Genomic DNA, 19,856 nt, shown 5'->3' with positions numbered 1-19,856 from the left:
GTCCCTCCGTTCGCTATGAACTGCCGGCGGTGTGGGACCCCGCTCCGCAAGCCCGGGGACTACTGTCTCACCTGTAACACCGCCAACGCCGACGCCGTCGTCGTCGAGTTCGAGGCGGACCGCGCCCGGCTCACGATGCTCGACGAGGACGAGGTCGTCGGCGAGACGACCGTGACCACCCGTCCCGAGAGCGACGAGCAGCTGACCGAGATCCAGCTCCGCAACTTCGCCGGGCGTGTCGCGGACGAGATCCGTCGGAAACGACCCGACACCGTCTACGCCGCCGGCGCCCGGGAGCCGCTCCGGGAGACGCGCGCGCAGGTCCACCACGAGTTCTACCGGGTCCCCGACGCGGAGGCGGGGGACGGAGGCGGAAACGGGGAGTCCGCCGACGGGCGCGACGGCGAGGGGCGCGACGAGAGCCCCGTCGTCTCGTGGGTGCTCGACCGCCGCGGCGACCGAGCCCTCGAGGTCGTCGAGACGCCCCCCCGCGAGAAGATCGGCGGGTCGCACTCGACGCTCATCGGCGACCGCAAGGGCCGGAAGGCGGTCAGCACGGTCGCGCAACACCCGCACGTCAAGAAGATCGTCCCCGGGCCGATCGACGCCGGCGGCACCGGCTCCCGGACGGGGCTGCGCGCGAAGGCGACGCGCGCGGGCACGAACGGGAACGTCCGGCTCCTCCTGCGGGACGGCTCCAGCGTGCAGGAGAACCGGATCGTCACCACCGCGATGGACCGCGAGACCGGCGAGCGCGTCCGCGAGGACCTCAACGAGGCGCTGCGGGACGCGGAGCTGCAAGACTGACGAGTCCGGACGCAGAACGGCGACGGTCGGCCACGCCGATTCCCGGTAGGTATTTCCGCCGCCGCGCGCGATCGCTTATAAATGCTGAGCGACGTGATGGAGGACTACCTGAAGGCGATCTACGTCCTCCAGTCGGAGCGGGGGCCGCCGGTCTCGACGTCGGCGATCGCGGAGTACCTCGACAAGACCTCTCCGTCGGTCACCGACATGCTGGGCAAGCTGGAGGACCGCGGGCTCGTCGAGCGCGAGCCGTACCGCGGCGCGGAGCTGACCGCGGAGGGCGAGGCGGTCGCCTTGGAGATCGTCCGTCACCACCGGCTGCTGGAGGCGTTCCTCGCCGAGCGGCTCGACTACGACTGGAGCGAGGTCCACGAGGAGGCCGACGCCCTCGAACACCACATCTCCGAGGCGTTCGAGCGCCGCGTGGCGGAGGCGCTCGGCGACCCCGCCGTCGACCCCCACGGCGACCCGATCCCGAGCGCGGACCTCGAACCGGTCGACGAAGGGAGCGGCGCGCGGCTCGCGGACCGCGAGGAGGGCGACCGGGTGGTCGTCGCGCGCGTCTCCGACCGCGACGAGGAGGAACTGGAGTACCTCGCCGACGCCGGGATCACGCCGGGCACCGAGATCGAGGTCGTCGACGTCGCCCCGTTCGGGATGGTGACCGTGGCGACGCCGACGGGCGAGCAGAGTCTCCCGGCCGAGATCGCCGGCTCGATCCGGGTCGAGGACGCGGGCTGAGAGGCGGACCGACCCCGACGCCGACACCGGCGCCGACATCCGACGCTGACATCCGACGCCGACACCCGGCGCCGACCGCTCACATTCGCTCATCGATGCTGGTTCTCCGCCCGTGAGGATCACCCTTCGTTCGCGAGGCTTTTCACGAAAACGGCCCTCCCGAACGGTGTGAGTCTCCTCGTAACGCTCGGCGCCGGCGTCGTCTTCGGGCTGGCGCTCGCGGCGCCGCCCGGGCCGATGAACGCCGTGATCGCCGAGGAGGCGGTGCTCCGCGGTCGCCTCGCCGGCTTCCGCGCCGGCCTCGGCGCCGCGACCGCCGACGCGATCTTCTTCGTCCTCGCGTACCTCGGCGTCGTCGCGGTCGTGGAGTCGTTCCCGCTGTTGCGGGGCGCCATGATCGCGGTCGGCGGCGTCCTGATGCTGTACTTCGCCGTCGGCGCGGCGCGGGGCGCCCGCGCGTCGTTCCGCCCCACCTCTGGCGACGAGCCCATCGTCGCGGAGGGGAAGGGGTTCCGCAAGGCGCTGGTGCTCGCGCTGACGAACCCGTACCAGGTGCTGTTCTGGCTGACGGTCGGCGTCGGCCTCCTCCGGCCGGGCGAGCTCGACGTGCTCGCCCGGCTCCCCGTCGTCGGCGCGGACCTCGCAGGGACCTTCGTCGTCGCCACCGGCTCGCCCGCGCTCATCGGCGGGTTCTTCCTCGGCGTGCTGGTCTGGGTCGCCGGGTTCCCGACCGGGCTTGTCGCCGCCGAGCGCCGGATCGAGACGTTCGCGCCGATCGTCGCCGTCGGCTCCGCGGTCGTGCTCGCCGGGTTCGGCGTCTACTTCCTCTACGACGCGGCGACCACGCTGGCGGCGCTCGGCGCGTAGCGGGGCGAGAGACAGGCCTCCGCGACCGCGACCACCGACACGGGCGACGGCCGCGCCGACCGGCATGGACAACGTCGCCGCCCAGCATGGACAACGGCTTTCACCCGCGGGCGCGACCGCCCGGTATGTTCGAGAAGACCACGTGGATCAAGCTCCCGCGGAACGTGCTCGTGGGCCACGGCGTCCTCGACGACCTCGGCGAGGCGGTCGGCGAGCTCTACCTCACGGGGCGACCGCTGATCGTGACGAGCCCGACGCCCAACGACATCGCCGGCGACCGGGTGCGCGCGCAGTTCGACGACCCCGCGACCGCCGTCGTCGAGGAGGCCTCCTTCGAGGCGGTCGAGGAGCTCACCGAGACCGCGGAGGCGGTCGACCCCGGCTACCTGATCGCCCTCGGCGGCGGGAAGCCGATCGACATCGCGAAGATGGCCGCCGACCACCTCGGCGTCGGCTTCGTCTCCGTCCCCACGGTCGCCTCCCACGACGGGATCGTCTCGGGGCGCTCGTCGATCCCCGAGGGCGACACGCGCCACTCGGTCGCGGCCGACCCGCCGCTGGCGGTCGTCGCGGACACGACGCTGATCGCGGAGGCCCCGTGGCGGCTCACCACCGCGGGCTGTGCCGACATCATCTCGAACTACACCGCGGTGAAGGACTGGCGGCTCGCGCGCCGGCTGCGTAACGTCGAGTACAGCGAGTACGCGGGCGCGCTCTCGGAGATGACCGCGGAGCTGCTCGTCGAGAACGCCGATATGATCCGACCCGGGTTAGAGGAGTCGGCGTGGGTCGTCGTGAAGGCGCTCGTCTCCTCCGGCGTCGCGATGTCGATCGCGGGCTCCTCGCGGCCCGCCTCCGGCGCGGAACACCTCATCTCCCACCAGCTCGACCGGACCGCGCCGGGGCGGGCGCTCCACGGTCACCAGGTCGGCGTCGCCTCGATCATGACCGAGTACCTCCACAGCGGCGAGAACGGGGAGTGGAGCGCGATCCGCGACGCCCTCGCCGAGCTGGACGCCCCGACGACCGCCGCGGAGCTCGGCATCGACGACGCCGAGCTGATCGCCGCCCTCACGAGCGCCCACGAGATCCGCGACCGGTACACGATCTTACAGGGCGGGATCAACGAGGCGGCCGCGATCGAGGTCGCGACCGCGACGGGCGTCATCGACGGCTGACCCGGATCGCGACCGAACGGGTCCGCCGACGGCCGGCGACCCGTTCCGCGCTCGAAAGCGAGTTAACGGTCCCGCGACAACTCCGCGTATGTCCACCGCCAGCGTTCGCGACCGGGCCAAGGAACGGGCCGGCGCGCTCACCCTGCTCCTCACCGTCGTCGGCTACGGCGCCGTCGGCGGCGTGTTCCTCGTCCCCCAGTTCCAGGCGCTGTTTCCCGAGCTGACGCGGAGCACCGTCGACCTGCTCGCGCACGCCATCGCCGCCGTCAACACCGTCGCGATCGGTACCCTCTCGCTCGGCTGGTACTGGATCCGCAACGGCGAGGTGAAGAAGCACGCGGCCGCGATGACGACCTCGTTCGCCCTCATCCTCGTGTTCCTCGGGCTGTACCTGCCGAAGGTCGCCGGCGGCGGGACGCGGGAGTTCGTCCTCGACTCCGCCTACGCGTGGGTTCCCCTGTGGGAGCCGATCTACCCCGCGTACCTCCTCATGCTCGCGGTCCACATCGTCCTCTCCGTCGTCGCCGTGCCGGTCGTCCTCTACGCGGTCGTCCTCGGGCTCACGCACTCGGAGGCGGAGCTCCGGAACGAGACCCCGCACCGCCGGGTCGGCCGGATCGCGGCGAGCGCGTGGCTCCTCTCGCTCGTGCTCGGCGTCGTCACCTACCTGATGTTGAACCACGCGTACGACTCGACGTTCGCGGCCGCCGAGGCCGCGGCGGTCCTCCTTCCGACTGCTCCCGTCCTGTAGCCGGCGCGTCTCGGCGGCGTCGACGCGCCGGATCCGGCCCCGTCCGCCGCCACCGAAACGTTTGACCGGCGTCCCGGCCACCCACAGGCATGACCGACTGGATCGGCGACGTCTTCACGAGCGACGCCGGCTGGGACCACCTCGAATCACTCGTCGACGTCGGCGACCGCATGGCCGGCTCGGCCGGCGAGCGCGCCGGACTCGAACTGACCCGCGACGCGCTGACCGACGCCGGCGCGCGCGGCGCGCGGATCGAGGAGTTCGAGATACAGGGGTGGGAGCGCGGCGACAGCGAGATCCGACGCGGCGGCGAGGCCGTCGCGAGCGGCCAAAACGCCTGTATCGCGCTCCCCCGGAGCCCGAGCGCCGAGGCGACCGGCGAGTTCGTCGACCTGGGGTACGGCGTCCCCGAGGACTTCGACGGGGACCTGACGGGCAAGGTCGTGATGGTCTCGTCGGACACCCCCGACTCCGTCGACCGGTTCATCCACCGCCGCGAGAAGTACTACCACGCCGTCGAAGCCGGCGCCGCCGCCTTCGTCTTCGCGAACCACGTCGAGGGGACGCTGCCGCCGACCGGGAGCGTCGGCACCGCGGACGCGCCGATCGGCGGGATCCCGGCGGTGGGCGTCTCGAAGGAGACCGGCGCGCGCCTCGCGCGTCGGCGCGAGGGGGAGGAACTCACCGTTGCCGTCGACTGCGAGACGCCCGACTCGACGAGCGGGAACGCGGTCGCCGACCTCGGCCCCGACACCGACGAGTACCTCGTCGTCTCCTGTCACGTCGACGCCCACGACCTCGCCGAGGGCGCGATGGACAACGGCGCCGGCACCGCGACGCTCGTCGAGGTCGCGAACGCCCTGGCGGCCCGCGAAGACGAGCTCGACACGCGAGTGCGGTTCGTCGGCTTCGGCGCCGAGGAGGTCGGCCTCGTCGGCTCCTCCGAGTTCGCCGCGAGCGTCGACCCCGATCGCGTCAAGGCCGTCGTCAACGTCGACAGCAACGTGTTCGGTCGCACCCTGAAGCTCGATCACCACGGGTTCGACGCGCTGGCGGCGGCCGGCGAGCGCGTGAGCGACCGGTTCGACCACCCGATCGCGCTCGGCGAGGAGCTGGTCCCCCACAGCGACCACTGGCCGTTCGTCGAGCGCGGGATCCCCGGCTACATGGTTTCCGGGAAGACGGAGGGGCGCGGCCGGGGGTGGGGACACACCGGCGCGGACACGCTCGACAAGCTGGAGTCGCGGAACCTCCGCGAGCAGGCGATCCTGCTGACCGAGCTGGTCGTCGACCTCGCCGGCGACGACGTCTCGACCGCGCGGCGGCCCACCGACGAGATCGCGGCCGCGCTCGAGCGGGAGGGGAAGGCGACGGGGATGAAGATCACCGGCGACTGGCCGTTCTAGCCCCACTCGCTCGCCGCGAACCGGGAGGTTTTCACGCGCGCCGGCCGCAGTCCCGGACATGGAAGCGTCGGAACGCCGCGTCGCCGTCGTCGGCAACGACGAGCGCGCGTCGGAGCTCCGAGACGCCGTCCGAGACGCCGGAGGGCGGCTCGCGGCCGCCGCGAGCGCCGAGGCGACGCTCCTCGTGGCGGTCGGCGACGAGGCGATCCGAGACGCGGTCGTCGCGGCGCCGGGCGGGACGGTGGTCCCGGTCGCCGACCGCCGGCTCGCGTTCGACCGCGACGGCGCGGTCGACGCCCTCAGCGGGCTCCTCGGGGAGTCGGAGACCGGAGCGCCCGTCGGGCGCGTCACGCATCCGGTCCTCGGCGTCGAGGGCGCGGGGGTCGCGTCGGGCAGGGCCGCGTTCGACGTCGCCCTCGTCACCGACGAGCCGGCGCGGATCTCGGAGTTCGCGGTCGCGTTCTCCCGCGGCCGGGACGAGTCGGTCCGCGCCGACGGCGTCGTCGTCGCGACGCCCTTGGGGAGCGACGGATATGCGAACGCGGTCGGCGCCCCCCTCGTGGAGCCCGGCGGCGGACTCTCGGTCGCGCCGATCGCACCGTTCAGCACCCGGACGGACGCGTGGGTCGCGGGGGATCGGGTGCAGATCACGGTCGAACGGGAGAGCGAACCGATCGGGCTCGTGGTCGACGGGGAGCGATGCGGGACCGTCGAGCCGCACCGTCCGATCGCGATCGAGGCGGTCGACCGGGTCGCGTTCGCGGTGCCGAGGGGGCGTCGCGAGCGCGACGATCGGAAACACTCTAATAAGTCGTGACCGGAAGTGTCGGTATGGACCCACTGCAGTTCCTCGTTCCGCTCGGCTGGCTGTCCGACGTCGGACCGATGCTGCCGTACGCGATACTCGTGATGGCGGTCGCGAACCTCGCGACGCGACACATCGCGCACCGGCACCACGTCGAACAGGGGAGCGACGGCGACAGCGTCGAGCCGTACGCGCCGCACGCGTTCACGAACATCGGGCTGCTGCTCCTGTCGTTCCTGTTCGTCCTCGACTCCCCCGTCAGCGGGACGATCCTCGCCGTGATCGTGATCACGATGCTGATCGCCGACCTGTTCGAGCTGGAGGCGCGCAACGTCGAGGCGCGCAACGACATGCCGATCGAGGCCCCCAAGAGCTCGATCGCCGCGTCGCTGCTCGTGTTGGTGTACGCCGCCTACTACGCGCTGTTCTTCCTCGTCTCGGGGATCTGGAACCAGTTCGTCGTCGCGTAGGGCGACCGCGAACCGACGAATCCGGTTCCGGCCGACGGTCGTCGATCGGGAACGCGGAGGCGCTTCGAAGTCCGGAGCGGGCGTTCCGTTCCTCCTGTAGTAGTGCGAGAGCCGCGGTGATCGATAGCGGGAGTGGGTATTGCAGATCGGTGGCGGCAAGGCCATATTTAAGCGAACAGTGAGCGACGGCGACGATTACTTATAAAGAACCGTGCGGTGGCGTCGCCGGCGGCTCCGCCGCCGGCTGCAAGCGAGAGCTGTGCTCTCGCCCTGCGTGCCTGCGAGCGGCCGACAGGCCGCGAGTCAGCACGCGCGAGGGACGCGGCGACCGAAGGGAGCCGCGAGGCTGGGGAGGCGTGAGGTGCGGTGCTGTGCAGGGCGGGATTCAAATAGGCAGCCGTGAGGCGGGCGCAGGTGCCGCAAGGACCGCAACGAGGGAGCTAGCGACCGAGTGAGGGCCGCAGCGAGCGTGCGCCCGTCTCACGGCTGGGGCTTTGTAGACCCTCCTCGGAGCGTCGTCATTCACGTATAAACGGCCGACACTAACACCGTTCGAGCACTTATAAACGACCGAACCGCAGTCTCGATATCCCCATTCCCGTTATCGATCAGACGGTCCGATCTGCCGTTTCGGACGAACGACGGAACCGAGGACAGCCCATACTGAACCGATCGGATCGAAGCGCGGAGCCGACACGACGACGGAAAAGGGGCAGAGGGTGGAAACCGAAGCCGAAACGGTCGCAGTCAGTTCGTCGCTTCGGCGTCCTCGCCGAGCACGTCGCGGAGCTGGCGACTCACCGGAATCAGCACCCAGAAGGTGAGCGCGCCGAGGATCATCAGCCAGAAGGACGCGTCGCCGACGACCAGGCCGATCTCGCCGTAGGCCGTGTTGACTCCTTCAGCCGGGTTGACGAGCTGGACGACGTCGTAGTACGAGGGCGTGCGGTACCAGCCGCCGAAGGTGAGCCATCCGAGACCGCCGAGCGTGAAGAGGGTGAACCCCTTGATGAACTCGTCTGCCATTATCTCAGGTTTCGCTGGAATCGCCTTGAGGCTTTCCCATCCCCTGTCCGCGGAACCGCGTGCCGAGAACGTACACCGCCGTTCCGGCGACGAGGAACCCGATTCCGGTGATCGCGAGGGCCGCGACCAACAGGTCGTCGGACGGGTAGAGCCCGGCGCTGTTGAGCAGGTAGACGATCGCCGTCCGGACGAAGCTGATCTGTAAGGTCGCCGCGTCGATCAGCGTGAAGCCGATCAGGTACGCGATCACGGCGGCGAGCGTGGAGAAGACGGTGACGGCCTTGTACAGCCGAAACGGAACGACGATCTCCCGGCCGTCGGGGCCGACGCGCGGCCCGGTGGGTTCGGTCCGCGGGTTCCGGTCGCCGTCTCCGGCGTCCCCGGCGTCCTTCGCGACGGGGTCACCCGTCTCGTCGTACGCCTGCGTGTCGTCGGCGTCGGTGTTGGATGGTGATGACATCGGTGACGGAGACCGCAAAATCGGGAGCAGTTCGGCCCGTTACTTCGGGGGGCGCAGCATGTAGTACCGCCGGTTCAGGTCGTACATGTACCCTTCACGCATCGTCTTCAACACCGCGTAGGTGAGGATCCCGCCGAGCACGGGCAACACGAACGTGAGGGTGATGAGCAGGTCGAGCGAGATCGGGAAGAAGTTCTGGATCGCGAGCGCCGCAAGCGTGAACGCCAGGATGACGCCCGTCACGCCGACGGCGGCCCAGAACGGCTGCTCGACGGGTCGGCGCGCGCTGCCCTTGTTGAGGAAGGGCACGAGTCCGATGACGCCGAACACGACCCCGTGGGCCACGATGCCGAGCAGCTCGTTCGACATCACGATGTCGCCGCCGAGCACCGCCAGCTCGGGGTTGAGCGGGTTGAGCTTCAACAGCCCGAACGACCAGTAGAGGTACCAGTCGGGCAGGATGATCGCCGGCGTCGCACCGGGGTTGGCGGGCTCGCCGAAGTGGGCCGGCATCAGCGCCGCGACGAGGAGCATGATGCCGACGAAGAAGCTCGTGATCGCCAGGTTCCGGAGCGTCTCGTGGGGCCACGTCGGGAAGCCGAGCACGTCGCGCTCGACGTACGTCGACTCGGCGCGGAGGTCCTCGTCCTCGCGGCGCGAGCGCTCGAAGTACTGGTAGGTGAGCTGTGCGAGTCCCTGCGAGCGCTCCTTGCGGTCGGACCAGGTCGGCGTCTCGTCGTCCGGCGGCACGGTCGCCGGCGGACCGCCGTCCGTGCGCGCTTCCGCGTCGGTGCCTCCGTCCGTCATGGGGGTGTCGTCGTCGGTCATTGGATTAGTGCGGCTCCGCGATGCCCTGCACCCAGACGATGCCGACGTGGAGGGCGATGAGCCCCGTCACCACGAACGGCAGCACGAAGACGTGCAGGATGTACATTCTCACGAGCGTCGCCTGTCCGAGCGTGAACCCGCCGAACAGGAGCTGTGCCGCCCACTCGCCCACGAGGGGCGTCGCGAGCGCCATCTCGACGCCGATCTGTGCGGCCCAGAAGGACAGCTGCTTCCACGGGAGCACGTACCCGGAGAAGCCGAACAGCAGCGTCAGGCCAATGAGGACGATCCCGAGGATCCAGTTGACCTCGCGGGGCTCCTTGTAGGAGCCGGTGAAGTACACGCGAAGCATGTGAAGGAACACCGCGGCCACCATGAACTGGGCGGCCCAGCGGTGGATCGAACGGAGCATGTACCCGAACTGCACGTCCGTCATGATCATCACGAGCGAGTCGTACGCGGCCGTCGGGTCGCCCTGCGCCGCGGCGCCGGCGGTCGACGGCGCGTAGTAGAACCCGAGCAGCGCGCCGGAGACCGCGGCGACCAGGTACGCGACGATCGACAGGGAGCCGAGCGAGTACAGGGGGTACCAGTACCAGAACTTGTTGTCGAGGTCGTACTGTTCGGTGTGGCTCTTCGGCATCTGGAGGTTCGCGCGGTAGTACATCGTCTCCAGCAGCTCGAGGTAGTCGACGATGCGGAGCCGCTTGTCGAGCCAGATGAGCGTGGTCAGGAAGGCGGTCTCGATGACCGTCAGGTCCTGATTTTTGAGCCACGCATTGTGGTCCATCTCGTCTTGTTTTTTGAGGCTCATTGTGTGGTCACTTCTTGTAGTACGGGTAGACCGCCCGCTTGAGCGTCTCGGTCAGGTTTCCGGTGTCGACGCCGACGCCGTCTTTGTCCTCCTCGCGGACGTAGAGGTCCTCCCACTTGCGGCGGCGCTTCTTCACGATCATCACGTCGGGCAGGAACTCCTTGCGGTACAACAGGAGGATGAAGGCGAGGTCGATGAAGATCATCGCCAGCAGGGCGCCGGCAAACATGTTCCCGAACTCCGTCGAGGCCCAGGCGGACATGAGCCCGAAGACGAACAGGGAGACGAACACGACCTCGATGACGGTGAGGAGCACGATCGCGATCGCGGCGGCGGTGCTCTCGCGGGCGGGCTCGTACCGGTGGATGTCGCCGTACGAGGAGCCGCCGGAGCTCATTGCGCACCTCCGTGCCCGGTGTGAGCCGACTCACCGTACTTCAGGAGGTAGAAGGTGAACACGAAGGTCAGCGCGATACCGAGTATCGCTGCGATGCCGACCCAGTGGGCGTGCAGCGGGACGCCGACGTGGGCGATGTTCTCCGGCCACCCGGTGTTCCCGCCGGTCTCGACGGTGGGAACGTCCTCGCCGACGGCGATGCCGGCGTGCATCCCGACAGCGTCGTGGGGCGAGCAGTGGTAGTGGGTGATACCGGCGTCCTCCTCGGTCACCTCGTACTCGTAGGTGTACCCCTCCTCGCCGACCGGGTCGCCGCTGTCGAGGGAGGCCTCACCCTCGACCGTGACGACGTTGTGGTCGCCGCCGTTCCCGGTCCACTCGAACGTGATCGTCGTGCCGGTGTCGACCCACAGCTGGGTCGGGGCGAACGCGAGCCCGTCGCTGCCGGCGCCGACCTCAACGGTGACCTCGCTCTCGCCGCGGGCGTCTTGGTACTCTCCGAGGTTTCCGCCGGTGACACCGCTCGGCCAGTCGGGCTGAACCTCCTGTGCAGCCGCCGTGCCGGTCGCCCCAGCGGAGGCGGCGACCGCCGCGCTGGCGCCCCCGGCCGTCCGCACAAATTCCCGCCTTTTCATACAGGTTCACTCGGGACGGGGTGCGCTTAAACCCACCGACTGAATCCGTCGACGCGGTGGAGTTTACAAGGCCTGTGTCCCGCGATATCGGCGGTTCACTCGTCTCGGTCCTCCTCGTTCACGACCCCGCCTTCGACCGGGACGAAGTCGGGTCGCTCCTTGGCCTGGCGGAGTGCCCGCAGCCGCTCTCGGTACTCCTCCGAACGGAACCGATCGGAGAGCCGCGCGTTCGCGACCATGACGAAGAGAAACAGGCCGATCAGCAGGAACACGATCCCCATCGCCGGCGCGACGATCGTGTTCAAGTCGGTGACGAACGAGGCGACGAGCAGCGCGCCCCCGGCGAGCACCTGCACGACCGCGATCACCTGGACCATCAGGTTGCCGAACTCGCCCGAGCCCTCCGGGACGGTGTCGGGGTGCGGCAGCGACCAGTCGTCCGGGGGCTCGGGCACGTCGTACGACTCCATCGCGGCCAGCGCGACGATCGGCTCGATGTCGCGGAGGACGGTCCCCTGCCCGGTCACCTCGCCCGTCGGCCGGACGATCGCGTACCCCTCGTCGGAGTAGACGAGGATCCGGTCTTCGCCGTCCTCGCGGACGCGCTCCAACACGCCGAACACGTCCCGGCGCGCGATCCGGGTCTTCAGCTCCGCCTCGGCGCGGTCGAGCAGGCGGTCCCCGGTGATCCACGAGTCCGGGTCGAACGCCGCGTCCCACTCCTCGGCGCTCATCCGGGCCATGTCGGCGGGGCCGAAGTCGTCGAAGTCGTACTCTTCTTCGACCCGTTCGCGGAGCGCGGCGAGATCCTCGTCGCCGTCTGACTCGTCCGGTCCTCGGTCCGGATCGTCGCCGTCGGGCCCGGCCGGCTCCCGATCCGGCCGCGACTCCGGGTCCGGTCCCGTCGAGGTGTCCTCCATTGTCCGCCGATACGTCCTCCGGACGCTAACTGTTTTCGTCTGCGGCGCCGACGGTTCGAGCCCGGGATACCGCGACACCGAGCCGCGGATCGCGGGGCTTTACGCGCCGGAGACCGAACCCCGGGTAATGGTCGACGAGTCGGTTATCGCGGCGGCGGCCGGGCTGTCGGTGACTGCGAGCCTCCCGTTCCTGCTGTACGGGGCGTGGATCATGATCGACACCGAGACCGTGACGTGGACCGTCCTCATGCGCCACCTCCGGTACATCGGCGCCGGGCTGGTGCTCACGACCGTCCCGATCGTCGGGTGGATGATCCCCCGGCTCTTCGTGAACCTGTCCGGGATCGCCGTGATCCACGCGTTCCTCGGGGTGCAGGCGTACGCGCTGCTGGCGTTCGCGCTCACCGGGATCGCCCGAATCCTGCAGGCGAAGCGCAACGCCGACGCCTACGAGGACCCCGACGTCGACATCGACGAGATCCACGAGGACATGGGCCACTGGCGGGCGCGGCTCCGAGCCGGGGTGGCCGGGTTCATGCTCCTCTGGCTGTGCGCGTGGGTGACCGGGCTCTACCGGCTCTACACCCTTCACATCGCATCGATGTTCTGACAGGGGCCCGCGGAGCGCGGAACCCGGCATCGACCGCGCCGACCGACAGGTTCAATCCCGTTTTCGCCGTAGTCCCGATATCGTGGCAGTCACCTTCGACCTGTTCGGGACCCTCGTCGACGTGGAGTACCCCTCCGACCCCGCGGAGATCGTCGCGCGCGAGCTGGAGTCGCGCGGCGTCGCGGTACCGGACGACTGGCACGTCGCGTACGGCGAGCGACACGTGGACGCCCCGGCGGGCGCCGAGGTCCCCCTCCCGGCCCACGTGGCGCACGCGCTCGACTCCCGCGGCGTCGAGGCCGCCGACAACGTCGTCCGGCACGCGGTCGTCGCGGCGTTCGACCCGGACGTGGCCCGGCGCGACGGCGCCAAGGCGGCCGTCCGCGACGTGAGCGAGCGCGGGCCGGTCGGCCTCCTCTCGAACTGCGCGGTGCCGGAGTTGGTCCCCAAGACGCTGATCCGCGCCGGCCTCCGCGGCGAGTTCGACGCGGTCACGACGAGCATCGGCTGCGGCTGGCGGAAGCCCCACCCGAAGGCGTTCGAGGCGGCGGCCGAGGCGCTCGGCGTCGCGCCCGCGTCGCTGGTCCACGTGGGCGACGACCCGACCGCCGACGGCGGCGTCGAGGACGTGGGGGGCCGGTTCGTCGACGTGACGGAGACCCCGCTCGACGAGCTGGCGGCCCACCTCGAAGCGGAGCTCTGACGCGCCGGAAACAGCTATTCTTTAGGAGTTCCGTCCGCGCGCTCGCCGCCGATCCGGTCCCCCCACTCCCGGCCGATCCGTCCCTCCGCGAGCAGCGCTTCGAGGTGCGCGACGACGGTCGCCCGCGCGAGGTCCGCGACGCCGGTCAGGTCCCTCTCGTACGCGGCGTCGACCACGCTCTCCACGTCGCTCGCGCCGTCCTCGACCGCCGCGAGGACCGTCCGCTCGCGCTCCAGCCGGTGGTCGATCAGCCGGTCGCAGACACCTTCCGGATCGTCGATCACGGGGCCGTGACCGGGGTAGAGACGGTCGTACCCGGCCGCGCGGACGCAGTCGAGGCTGTCGAGGTACTCGCGGAGGTCGCCCTCGGGAGCGCCCACCACGACGCTCCCCTCGGCGACGGCGAGGTCGCCGCAGAGGAGTTCGCGGGCCGCGTCCGCCGCGACGCCTCTGTCGCCTTCGTCACTCCCTCCCGCCGACTCGACCGCGAACGCGACGTGATCGGGCGCGTGGCCCGGCGTCTCGACCGCGCGGACGCCGGTGTCGCCGACGCGGTCGCCGCCGCGGAACGTCCCGTCAGGCTCGACGCCGGTCGCCGCTGCGAACCGGTCGACGTGGTCCGCGTGCGCGAACACCGGCGCGCCCGTCAGGTCGGCGTACTCGGCGACTGCGCCGACGTGGTCGGGGTGGGCGTGGGTCACGGCGATCGCGTCGATCTCGGGGGTCCCCCCGTCTCTGTCGGAGTCCGCGTCGGCGACGCCGACTGCCGCGTCGAGCGCGTCGGTCCGGGCGGCCGGGTCGACGAGGAGGCCGCCGGCGGCGTGGGCGTTCGTCGTCCCGCCCGGCGCGCGGGTCTCGACCGGGACCTCGACGCGGGCGATCGACGGGCTCGGACCCGGGAACGGGCCCGGGTCGAAGGCTCCCATCCCTCAGTCCCCGCGGCCCACCGAGGAGCCGTCGCGCCGGTCGAGCAGCGAGCGCGCGTCCGCGCCGGGGCCCGACCCGGCGCGCTCGCGCCCCGGGATCGGCACGTCCGTGTCGCCGGCGACGGCGAACCGCGAGAGGTCGGCGACGCCGGCGTCGACCGCCTCGATCGACCCGTACGGGCGCCCGACCACGATGTCGCCCGCCTTGCTCCGGTTGATCCCGGGGATCGCCGTCAGCTCGCTCATCGACGCCGAATTGACGTCGAGTGGGTACGGGACGCCGGTCACGGAGCGGTAGCCGTGGTCCGTGATCGCCACGTCGATGGCGGTGCCGAGCTCGCGCTCGCCGGGGACGGCGACGAGGAGCGCGTAGGTGCCGAGCTGGCGTCCGAACGTCTTGCCGTCCTGGTGGTACTCCAGGTGCACGTCGGGGAGGACCGTCCCCGGCGGGACGACCCGGTCGAGCATGGGGTTGTCGACCGTCTCGCGCACCTCCTTCTTGTACGCCTGGAACTGGTCTTTGTGCTCCTGTGCGATGTCGGCGCCCGTCTCGGCCATCTCCGTGCCCGCGAACGCCATCACCTGCCGGATGTTGATCCGGCGGAGCATGAGCCCCTCGTCGTAGACGGTCTGGAGGAACTCCTTGTTGTGCTCGTACGTCTCCGGGCGCTCGCCCGCGAGCCCGTGGACGAGGTTGATCCCGGGGAGGAGCTTCGGCAGCCGGGGGCTCGCGTCGGGGCCGGTCGAGGGACCGATCACTCGGCCGTCGCCGCCGGGCGTCGACGCCGGGGTCTCTCCCGGCCGCCACCCGCCCTCCTCGTTGACGACGCGGACCGCCTCAAGACACTCCTCGGCGGTGACGAGCAGGTTGTTCTCCTCCTGAACCACGGGGTCGGCGGATTCGAGCCCGAACGCCGCGGTGTCGCCGGGCGTGTTGTGCTCGGCGATCACGCGGATCGCCTCGCGGGAGGCCTCGGGGTAGTCGGTGATCGTCACCGGGTTCATGTTGTCGAGGTGGAGCGTCCGCAGGTCGGGCGCGACCTCGCGGATCCCGCCGTACAGCTCGCGGAGCGCGTCGGGGTTCGGCGCCTCGCCGTCGCCGCCGAACGCGAGGATGTCGGCCTGCCGGCCGAGCCGGAAGTGCTTGACTCCCCGGTCCGAGAGCGCGTCGACCTCGTCGACGACCGAGCGCGCCTCCCGGAACGCCGGGCTCCCGTACAGCGGCTCCGTGCAGAACGAACACCGGTAGGCGCAGCCGCGGGAGGTCTCCATCTCGCAGATGAGGTAGTCGGGGTGGTTCGGGTGCTGCTCGACGACGAACGCCCCCTTCTCGGCCCACCGGTCGATCTCCGCGTTGTCGCGCATCCGGTTGCCGAACCCCTCTAACCCCTCGCTGACGAGGTCGTACGCGGCCGCCTCCACGTCGCCCATGGCCACGAAGTCGTAGTCGAGGTCGTCGCGCTCGGTCTCCTGTGCGCCCGCGTTCTCCTCGCCGACGCCGAACCGCACGGGCCCGCCCAGCAGGGTGACGCCGTCCGCGGTCCACCCCAGCTCGCGCACCTCGTCGGGCTCGGCGGGGGTGCCGCCGACGTACTTGCCCGGGACCGTCATCCCGCCGACGTACACCATGAGATCCGCGTTCGCGACGTCGGCGTGCTTGCTCCGGTCGTCGCGGAGCTCGTCGATGGTGTGGTAGGTGACCTGCGACTCGGGGACGCCCGCGTCGACGAGCGCGCCGGCGGTGTACCGCGGGTACGTCGAGATGTACGGCGGCACGCCGAAGTGGGCCGGCTCGTCGACGTAGCCGTCGACGATGGTGACGGAGAGGTCGTTCGGGTCGGGCGGGAGCGAGCCCCGGCCCGACGCGGGCGAATCGGTCATGTTACCTCTCGTAGTCGGCCGAGACGGGAAAAGCGTGCGGAACGCGGGGGCGGATCGGGAGCGTGAGCGGCGGGCCGATCGCTTATAAGGAGTCGCTCGGTAACGGAACCCGTGCCCTCCACGTCCAGTCGACGCCAGCGGGTCGTACAGTACGTCGCCCTCGGCGGTGTTTCTGTCTTCGCCGCCGTGCAGTTCTACGGCGCCGACCCCCGACCGTGGCTGACTGCGGCCGCGTGGGCGGTCGGAACCGCCCTCGTCTTCGGCCCGGCCGCGTGGCTGGCGCGGGATCGGCTGTCACCGGACCGGTACGAGACGCTGACGTACGTCGCCGCCGGCGGAGGGATCCTGCTCGCGTCCGTCTGGCTCGGCGTCGCGCTCGCGTTCGCGCCGGCGCTTTTCCCGTACGGACCCGGCTTCCTCGCGGGCGTCGCGCTCGGGACGCTCGCCGTGTCGCTCGCCGAGCGCACCGTCGTTCCCGAACGGCTCCGCGGAGCCGGGATCTGACGGGACCCGCGCGATCGGTCACACGTGCCGACCGGACCGCCGCCGCCACGCCGTTTAAGCCCTCGCCGACACAACGGTTCCGTATATGCCATCGACGATGGAGGTCAAGTGCGAGAGCGACGACTGCGAGCTCGACATGTTCGAGAACCACTACACCTACGACGTGCCCGACGACCACGCGGTCGAGGACCTCTCGTGCCCGTACTGCGGCGGGAGCGAGCTCTCCGAGATCGAGGTGTAGCCCGTGAGCGACCTCGTCGAGACGGGGCGGTCGATCGTCCGCCGCACCCTCGAACGCCTCGGCCGCGGGTGGAGCAAGATGCAGGAGCGCCGGCCGCTCTCGTACGACCTCCTCGAGAGCGACGACGCCTACCTCGTCGTCTTCGACGCCCCTGGCGTCCGCGGCGAGGACCTGAACGTGACGTTCCTCGATCACACCGTCGAGGTCGAGCTCGACCGGTTCCGCGACTTCTACGACGGCTACGAGATGCTGTTCCCCGGCCGCGGCGTCTCGCTGTCCGGCAGCGCCGACCTCCCGGCGGACGCGAGCGTGACGCCGCAGGGCGCGAACGCGACGCTCACACGGAACGGGACGCTTCAGGTGGAGATCCCGAAGAAAGACGACGGGCGCGACGTGGCCGTGGTGGAGGAGGACGGTGACGAAGCGGGCGACGACGGCGACACCAGCGACGGCGACGAAGACGGCAAAGACGACAACGCCTGACCGCGGCGCTTCTCACTCCCCCGCCCGGCTCTCTACCGACATCCCCTCCGCGATCTCGAACGCCTCGTCCCCGTCGAAGCGGGCGGGATCGAACGCGTCGATCCACGGCGACTCCGGGGCTCCCGCGTCGATCCCGTCGAGCGACGCGAGCACCCCCTCGGCGACCAGCTCCCCGATCGCCGGCGCGCGCATGAACCCGTGGCCCTGCCAGCCGGCGGCGACGAACACGCGGTCGGCGGGGCCGCCGACCGGCCCGACCAGCGGGTCGCCGTCGGGGGTCGCCGTACAGAGCCCGGCCCACGCGCGCTCGACGTCCGGGCCGTCCGACCCGACTGCGTCGAGCCGCTCGCGGAGCGTCTCGGAGACAGAATCGACGAACCAGTCGTCGCCCGTCCGGTCATAGCCGTCCGGGTCCGCGGGGACCGGCTCCGTGCCGTCGCCGGCGAGCAGCCCGGTCGGGTGGGGTCGGACGTAGGCGCCGGCCGTCGCGTCGTACACCATCGGTCCGTCGTACGCCGTCCGCCCGTCGGCGCTTTCCGGTCCGCCCGCGCCGACCCCGGCCGTCAGCGCCTGCACGCGGTACGGGACCACGGGGACCTCGATCCCCGCGTCGCCGAGGAGGGCGGCGGTGTGCGCGCCGGCGGCGACGACGACCGCGTCGAACGCTCGGGGGTTGCCGGATCGCCCCGCCACGACGGGCTCCGGTTCGGTACCGTCGCCCGCGAGCGACACGGGAGTGTCGGTCTCGACGGCGACCCCCTCACGGCGCGCGCGCTCGCCCGTCGCGGCGACGTAGCTCGCGGGGTCACACCAGCCGGCGCCCTCGGCGACCGCGGCGACCGCGAGGTCGTCGGTCGCGAGGGGGAACCGCTCGGCGAGGGCCTCGGGGTCGACGACCGCCACGTCCCGACCGTGCTCGCGCATCCGATCGACCATCGCGGGCACGGCCTCGGCGTCGGAATCGCCCTCTCGGACGGCGATGACGTAGGGACAGGGCGTGAACGAGAACCCGGGGAGCGAGCGGTCGAACGCCCGGAACCGGTCCATCGCGCGGGCGGCCAGCGCGGCGTCCACGTCCTCGGCGTACGCGTCGTACAGCACGCCCGCCGCGCGCCCGGAGCTCCCGGATCCGAGGTCGCCGCGGTCGTACAGCGTCACGTCGGCGCCGCGCGCCGCGAGGTCCGCGGCCGCGGTGACGCCGACCGCCCCGCCGCCGACGACCGCGACCGCGGGAGTCGCGCCTGCGGAGCGCTCGGCGCTGTCCGGCGATTCGTCTCGGCTCATGGGGATGCGTCGCGGTGCGTCTTGTTAAAAACCGTGGCCGACGCGGCGAGGGGGAACCGGCGCTACGCCAGAAACTCGTCGATCCCGCGTGCGGGGTAGCCGACCACGTGGTCGACGCCGGCCTCGCGGAGGTCGTCGACGCGCTCGCGGACCGTCTCGGGCGACCCGACGAGCGCGAAGTCGCGCGCGGCCGCCGAGAGCACCTCGCGGGCGCGCCCCGTCGCCGACGAGTCGGTCGGGGGCCCGTCGCCGTCGGCTCCGTCGGCCCCGTCTCCGTCCCCGTCCGGCAGCGCGCGAGCGACGGGACGGCGCCGGGAGACGTACGCGCCCACGGCGTCGAGGACGGCGTCCTCGTCGTCGGTCAGGACGGTGGGCGCGTAGACGGCGACCTCGCCCTCGAACCCGGCGGCGCGGAGCGCGCGCACGTCCCGGTCGGTCGACCGAGTGAGCAGCTCGAACTGGGTCCCGCCCGCCGCGAGCGCGACGCGCTCGACGCCCTCGGTGCCGACCCACGCGTCGGGGGCGTCGCGCCGCGCGGCCCCGAGCCGCGGGGCGACCGCGCGCGACGACTCCTCCTCCGAGAGGTAGGCGCCGTGGCCCGCGACGAGCACCCGGCGGGCGGCGTCCGGGATCTCGCCGACGAGCGAGTCGTCCCCGAGCGGGTCGAACCCGTCGGCCCGCACCGGGGTGGTGACGTACAGCTCCGTCGCCGCGGCCAGCCGGTCGAGCGTCGCCGCGTCCGGGAGGTGCTCGCGGCCCTCGTAGTCGATCGTCACCCGATCGACCGGGAGGTCGACCGCGCGGGAGACGTCGCACTCGGCGGGCTTCAGCGCCGCGGCGTCGATGCCGGTCCGGGCGACCGCCTCGCGGCCGGTCAGCATCGGGCGATCACCTCGGTCGACGACGCGGTCGGCGGAGCGACGGCTCTCGGGGGCGAGTCGTCGGCTCGGCGCGTACTGTCGATACTCACGGAAGAGACCTCATCACGATCGCGGAACGCGATCCATCGCCTGTGCGGCCATGACTGGCAGTCGGTAGTCGCGTGCGTCGCATAAACCCGTCGCGACGCGGCAATATTGCCGGCGGTGCGGTCGTCTGGCGCGAGGGGCCAGCGATGAG

General features: G+C 71.2%; 24 protein-coding genes. 13 read left to right on the top strand and 11 right to left on the bottom strand.

Annotated elements, in window-relative coordinates:
- Nucleotides 1–15 precede the first annotated feature (15 nt).
- From CK500_RS06290 to CK500_RS06255, 8 genes are all read left to right on the top strand, one after another.
- Entirely contained in the window at nt 16–807 is a 792-nt protein-coding gene (locus CK500_RS06290) for a DUF2103 domain-containing protein (protein WP_095636403.1), read from the top strand.
- An 81-nt stretch (nt 808–888) separates the two neighbouring features.
- Complete coding sequence (locus CK500_RS06285) at nt 889–1,548, top strand: metal-dependent transcriptional regulator (protein WP_095636402.1); 660 nt, start codon at nt 889–891, stop codon at nt 1,546–1,548.
- A 168-nt stretch (nt 1,549–1,716) separates the two neighbouring features.
- Nucleotides 1,717–2,415 carry a LysE family translocator gene (locus tag CK500_RS06280; RefSeq protein WP_095636401.1) on the top strand — a complete coding sequence of 233 codons (699 nt, stop codon included), beginning with the start codon at nt 1,717–1,719 and terminating at the stop codon, nt 2,413–2,415.
- Between the two features lie 125 nt (nt 2,416–2,540).
- Complete coding sequence (locus CK500_RS06275) at nt 2,541–3,593, top strand: NAD(P)-dependent glycerol-1-phosphate dehydrogenase (RefSeq protein WP_095636400.1); 1,053 nt, start codon at nt 2,541–2,543, stop codon at nt 3,591–3,593.
- An 88-nt stretch (nt 3,594–3,681) separates the two neighbouring features.
- Entirely contained in the window at nt 3,682–4,344 is a 663-nt protein-coding gene (locus CK500_RS06270; protein ID WP_095636399.1) for a DUF420 domain-containing protein, read from the top strand.
- 89 nt (nt 4,345–4,433) lie between these two features.
- On the top strand, nt 4,434–5,750 hold the full coding sequence (locus CK500_RS06265; RefSeq protein ID WP_095636398.1) for a M28 family peptidase: 1,317 nt from the start codon (nt 4,434–4,436) through the stop codon (nt 5,748–5,750).
- 58 nt (nt 5,751–5,808) lie between these two features.
- Entirely contained in the window at nt 5,809–6,567 is a 759-nt protein-coding gene (locus CK500_RS06260; RefSeq protein ID WP_095636397.1) for an NAD(+)/NADH kinase, read from the top strand.
- A gap of 14 nt (nt 6,568–6,581) precedes the next feature.
- Nucleotides 6,582–7,025: a DUF7313 family protein gene (locus tag CK500_RS06255; RefSeq protein ID WP_095636396.1), complete on the top strand. Its 444-nt coding sequence runs from the start codon at nt 6,582–6,584 to the stop codon at nt 7,023–7,025.
- A gap of 747 nt (nt 7,026–7,772) precedes the next feature.
- On the opposite strand, the gene CK500_RS06250 is transcribed toward CK500_RS06255, so the two are convergent.
- The 7 genes from CK500_RS06250 to CK500_RS06220 all read right to left on the bottom strand — a co-directional run bounded on the left by CK500_RS06250 (nt 7,773) and on the right by CK500_RS06220 (nt 12,105).
- A complete protein-coding gene (locus CK500_RS06250) occupies nt 7,773–8,051 on the bottom strand; it encodes a DUF7314 family protein (protein ID WP_095636395.1) in 279 nt (92 codons plus the stop codon).
- 4 nt (nt 8,052–8,055) lie between these two features.
- Complete coding sequence (locus CK500_RS06245) at nt 8,056–8,511, bottom strand: DUF7315 family membrane protein (RefSeq protein ID WP_095636394.1); 456 nt, start codon at nt 8,509–8,511, stop codon at nt 8,056–8,058.
- A gap of 39 nt (nt 8,512–8,550) precedes the next feature.
- Nucleotides 8,551–9,339, bottom strand: coding sequence for a cytochrome b family protein (locus CK500_RS06240; protein ID WP_095636393.1), 789 nt, complete (start codon nt 9,337–9,339; stop codon nt 8,551–8,553).
- Nucleotides 9,340–9,343: 4 nt separating this feature from the next.
- Complete coding sequence (locus CK500_RS06235; RefSeq protein WP_095636392.1) at nt 9,344–10,153, bottom strand: cytochrome b; 810 nt, start codon at nt 10,151–10,153, stop codon at nt 9,344–9,346.
- Between the two features lie 7 nt (nt 10,154–10,160).
- On the bottom strand, nt 10,161–10,550 hold the full coding sequence (locus CK500_RS06230) for a DUF7318 family protein (protein ID WP_095636391.1): 390 nt from the start codon (nt 10,548–10,550) through the stop codon (nt 10,161–10,163).
- Entirely contained in the window at nt 10,547–11,185 is a 639-nt protein-coding gene (locus CK500_RS06225; RefSeq protein WP_095636390.1) for a halocyanin domain-containing protein, read from the bottom strand. The genes CK500_RS06230 and CK500_RS06225 overlap by 4 nt, the downstream gene beginning before the upstream one ends.
- A 95-nt stretch (nt 11,186–11,280) precedes the next feature.
- Nucleotides 11,281–12,105, bottom strand: coding sequence for a DUF7319 domain-containing protein (locus CK500_RS06220; RefSeq protein WP_095636389.1), 825 nt, complete (start codon nt 12,103–12,105; stop codon nt 11,281–11,283).
- 127 nt (nt 12,106–12,232) lie between these two features.
- On the opposite strand from CK500_RS06220, the gene CK500_RS06215 reads away from it, so the two are divergent.
- Complete coding sequence (locus tag CK500_RS06215) at nt 12,233–12,715, top strand: DUF7321 family protein (RefSeq protein ID WP_095636388.1); 483 nt, start codon at nt 12,233–12,235, stop codon at nt 12,713–12,715.
- Between the two features lie 82 nt (nt 12,716–12,797).
- Nucleotides 12,798–13,418: an HAD family hydrolase gene (locus CK500_RS06210; RefSeq protein WP_095636387.1), complete on the top strand. Its 621-nt coding sequence runs from the start codon at nt 12,798–12,800 to the stop codon at nt 13,416–13,418.
- A 14-nt stretch (nt 13,419–13,432) separates the two neighbouring features.
- Here CK500_RS06210 and CK500_RS06205 read toward each other — a convergent pair whose 3' ends face one another.
- Both CK500_RS06205 and CK500_RS06200 read right to left on the bottom strand, forming a co-directional pair.
- The gene (locus CK500_RS06205) at nt 13,433–14,344 is read right to left on the bottom strand and encodes an MBL fold metallo-hydrolase (protein ID WP_095636386.1); all 912 of its coding nucleotides are present in this window, start codon (nt 14,342–14,344) and stop codon (nt 13,433–13,435) included.
- 3 nt (nt 14,345–14,347) lie between these two features.
- Nucleotides 14,348–16,225, bottom strand: a complete 1,878-nt coding sequence (locus tag CK500_RS06200) for a radical SAM protein (RefSeq protein ID WP_095636385.1) — start codon at nt 16,223–16,225, stop codon at nt 14,348–14,350.
- A 111-nt stretch (nt 16,226–16,336) separates the two neighbouring features.
- Between CK500_RS06200 and CK500_RS06195 the strand changes: the two genes are divergently transcribed.
- From CK500_RS06195 to CK500_RS06190, 3 genes are all read left to right on the top strand, one after another.
- Nucleotides 16,337–16,729, top strand: a complete 393-nt coding sequence (locus CK500_RS06195) for a hypothetical protein (protein ID WP_095636384.1) — start codon at nt 16,337–16,339, stop codon at nt 16,727–16,729.
- 85 nt (nt 16,730–16,814) lie between these two features.
- Nucleotides 16,815–16,970, top strand: a complete 156-nt coding sequence (locus CK500_RS17350) for a DUF7559 family protein (RefSeq protein WP_198951515.1) — start codon at nt 16,815–16,817, stop codon at nt 16,968–16,970.
- A 3-nt stretch (nt 16,971–16,973) separates the two neighbouring features.
- Entirely contained in the window at nt 16,974–17,453 is a 480-nt protein-coding gene (locus CK500_RS06190) for an Hsp20/alpha crystallin family protein (RefSeq protein WP_095636383.1), read from the top strand.
- A gap of 12 nt (nt 17,454–17,465) precedes the next feature.
- On the opposite strand, the gene CK500_RS06185 is transcribed toward CK500_RS06190, so the two are convergent.
- Nucleotides 17,466–18,737 carry an NAD(P)/FAD-dependent oxidoreductase gene (locus tag CK500_RS06185; protein WP_095636382.1) on the bottom strand — a complete coding sequence of 424 codons (1,272 nt, stop codon included), beginning with the start codon at nt 18,735–18,737 and terminating at the stop codon, nt 17,466–17,468.
- A gap of 62 nt (nt 18,738–18,799) precedes the next feature.
- Nucleotides 18,800–19,618: a DUF7388 family protein gene (locus tag CK500_RS06180; RefSeq protein WP_095636381.1), complete on the bottom strand. Its 819-nt coding sequence runs from the start codon at nt 19,616–19,618 to the stop codon at nt 18,800–18,802.
- Nucleotides 19,619–19,856: the final 238 nt, after the last annotated feature.

The sequence above is a fragment of the Halorubrum salipaludis genome (assembly GCF_002286985.1).
Classification (GTDB): Archaea; Halobacteriota; Halobacteria; order Halobacteriales; family Haloferacaceae; genus Halorubrum; species Halorubrum salipaludis.
Note: the sequence above shows the minus strand (reverse complement) of the source record. Positions and strands in the feature narration are given on the sequence as shown.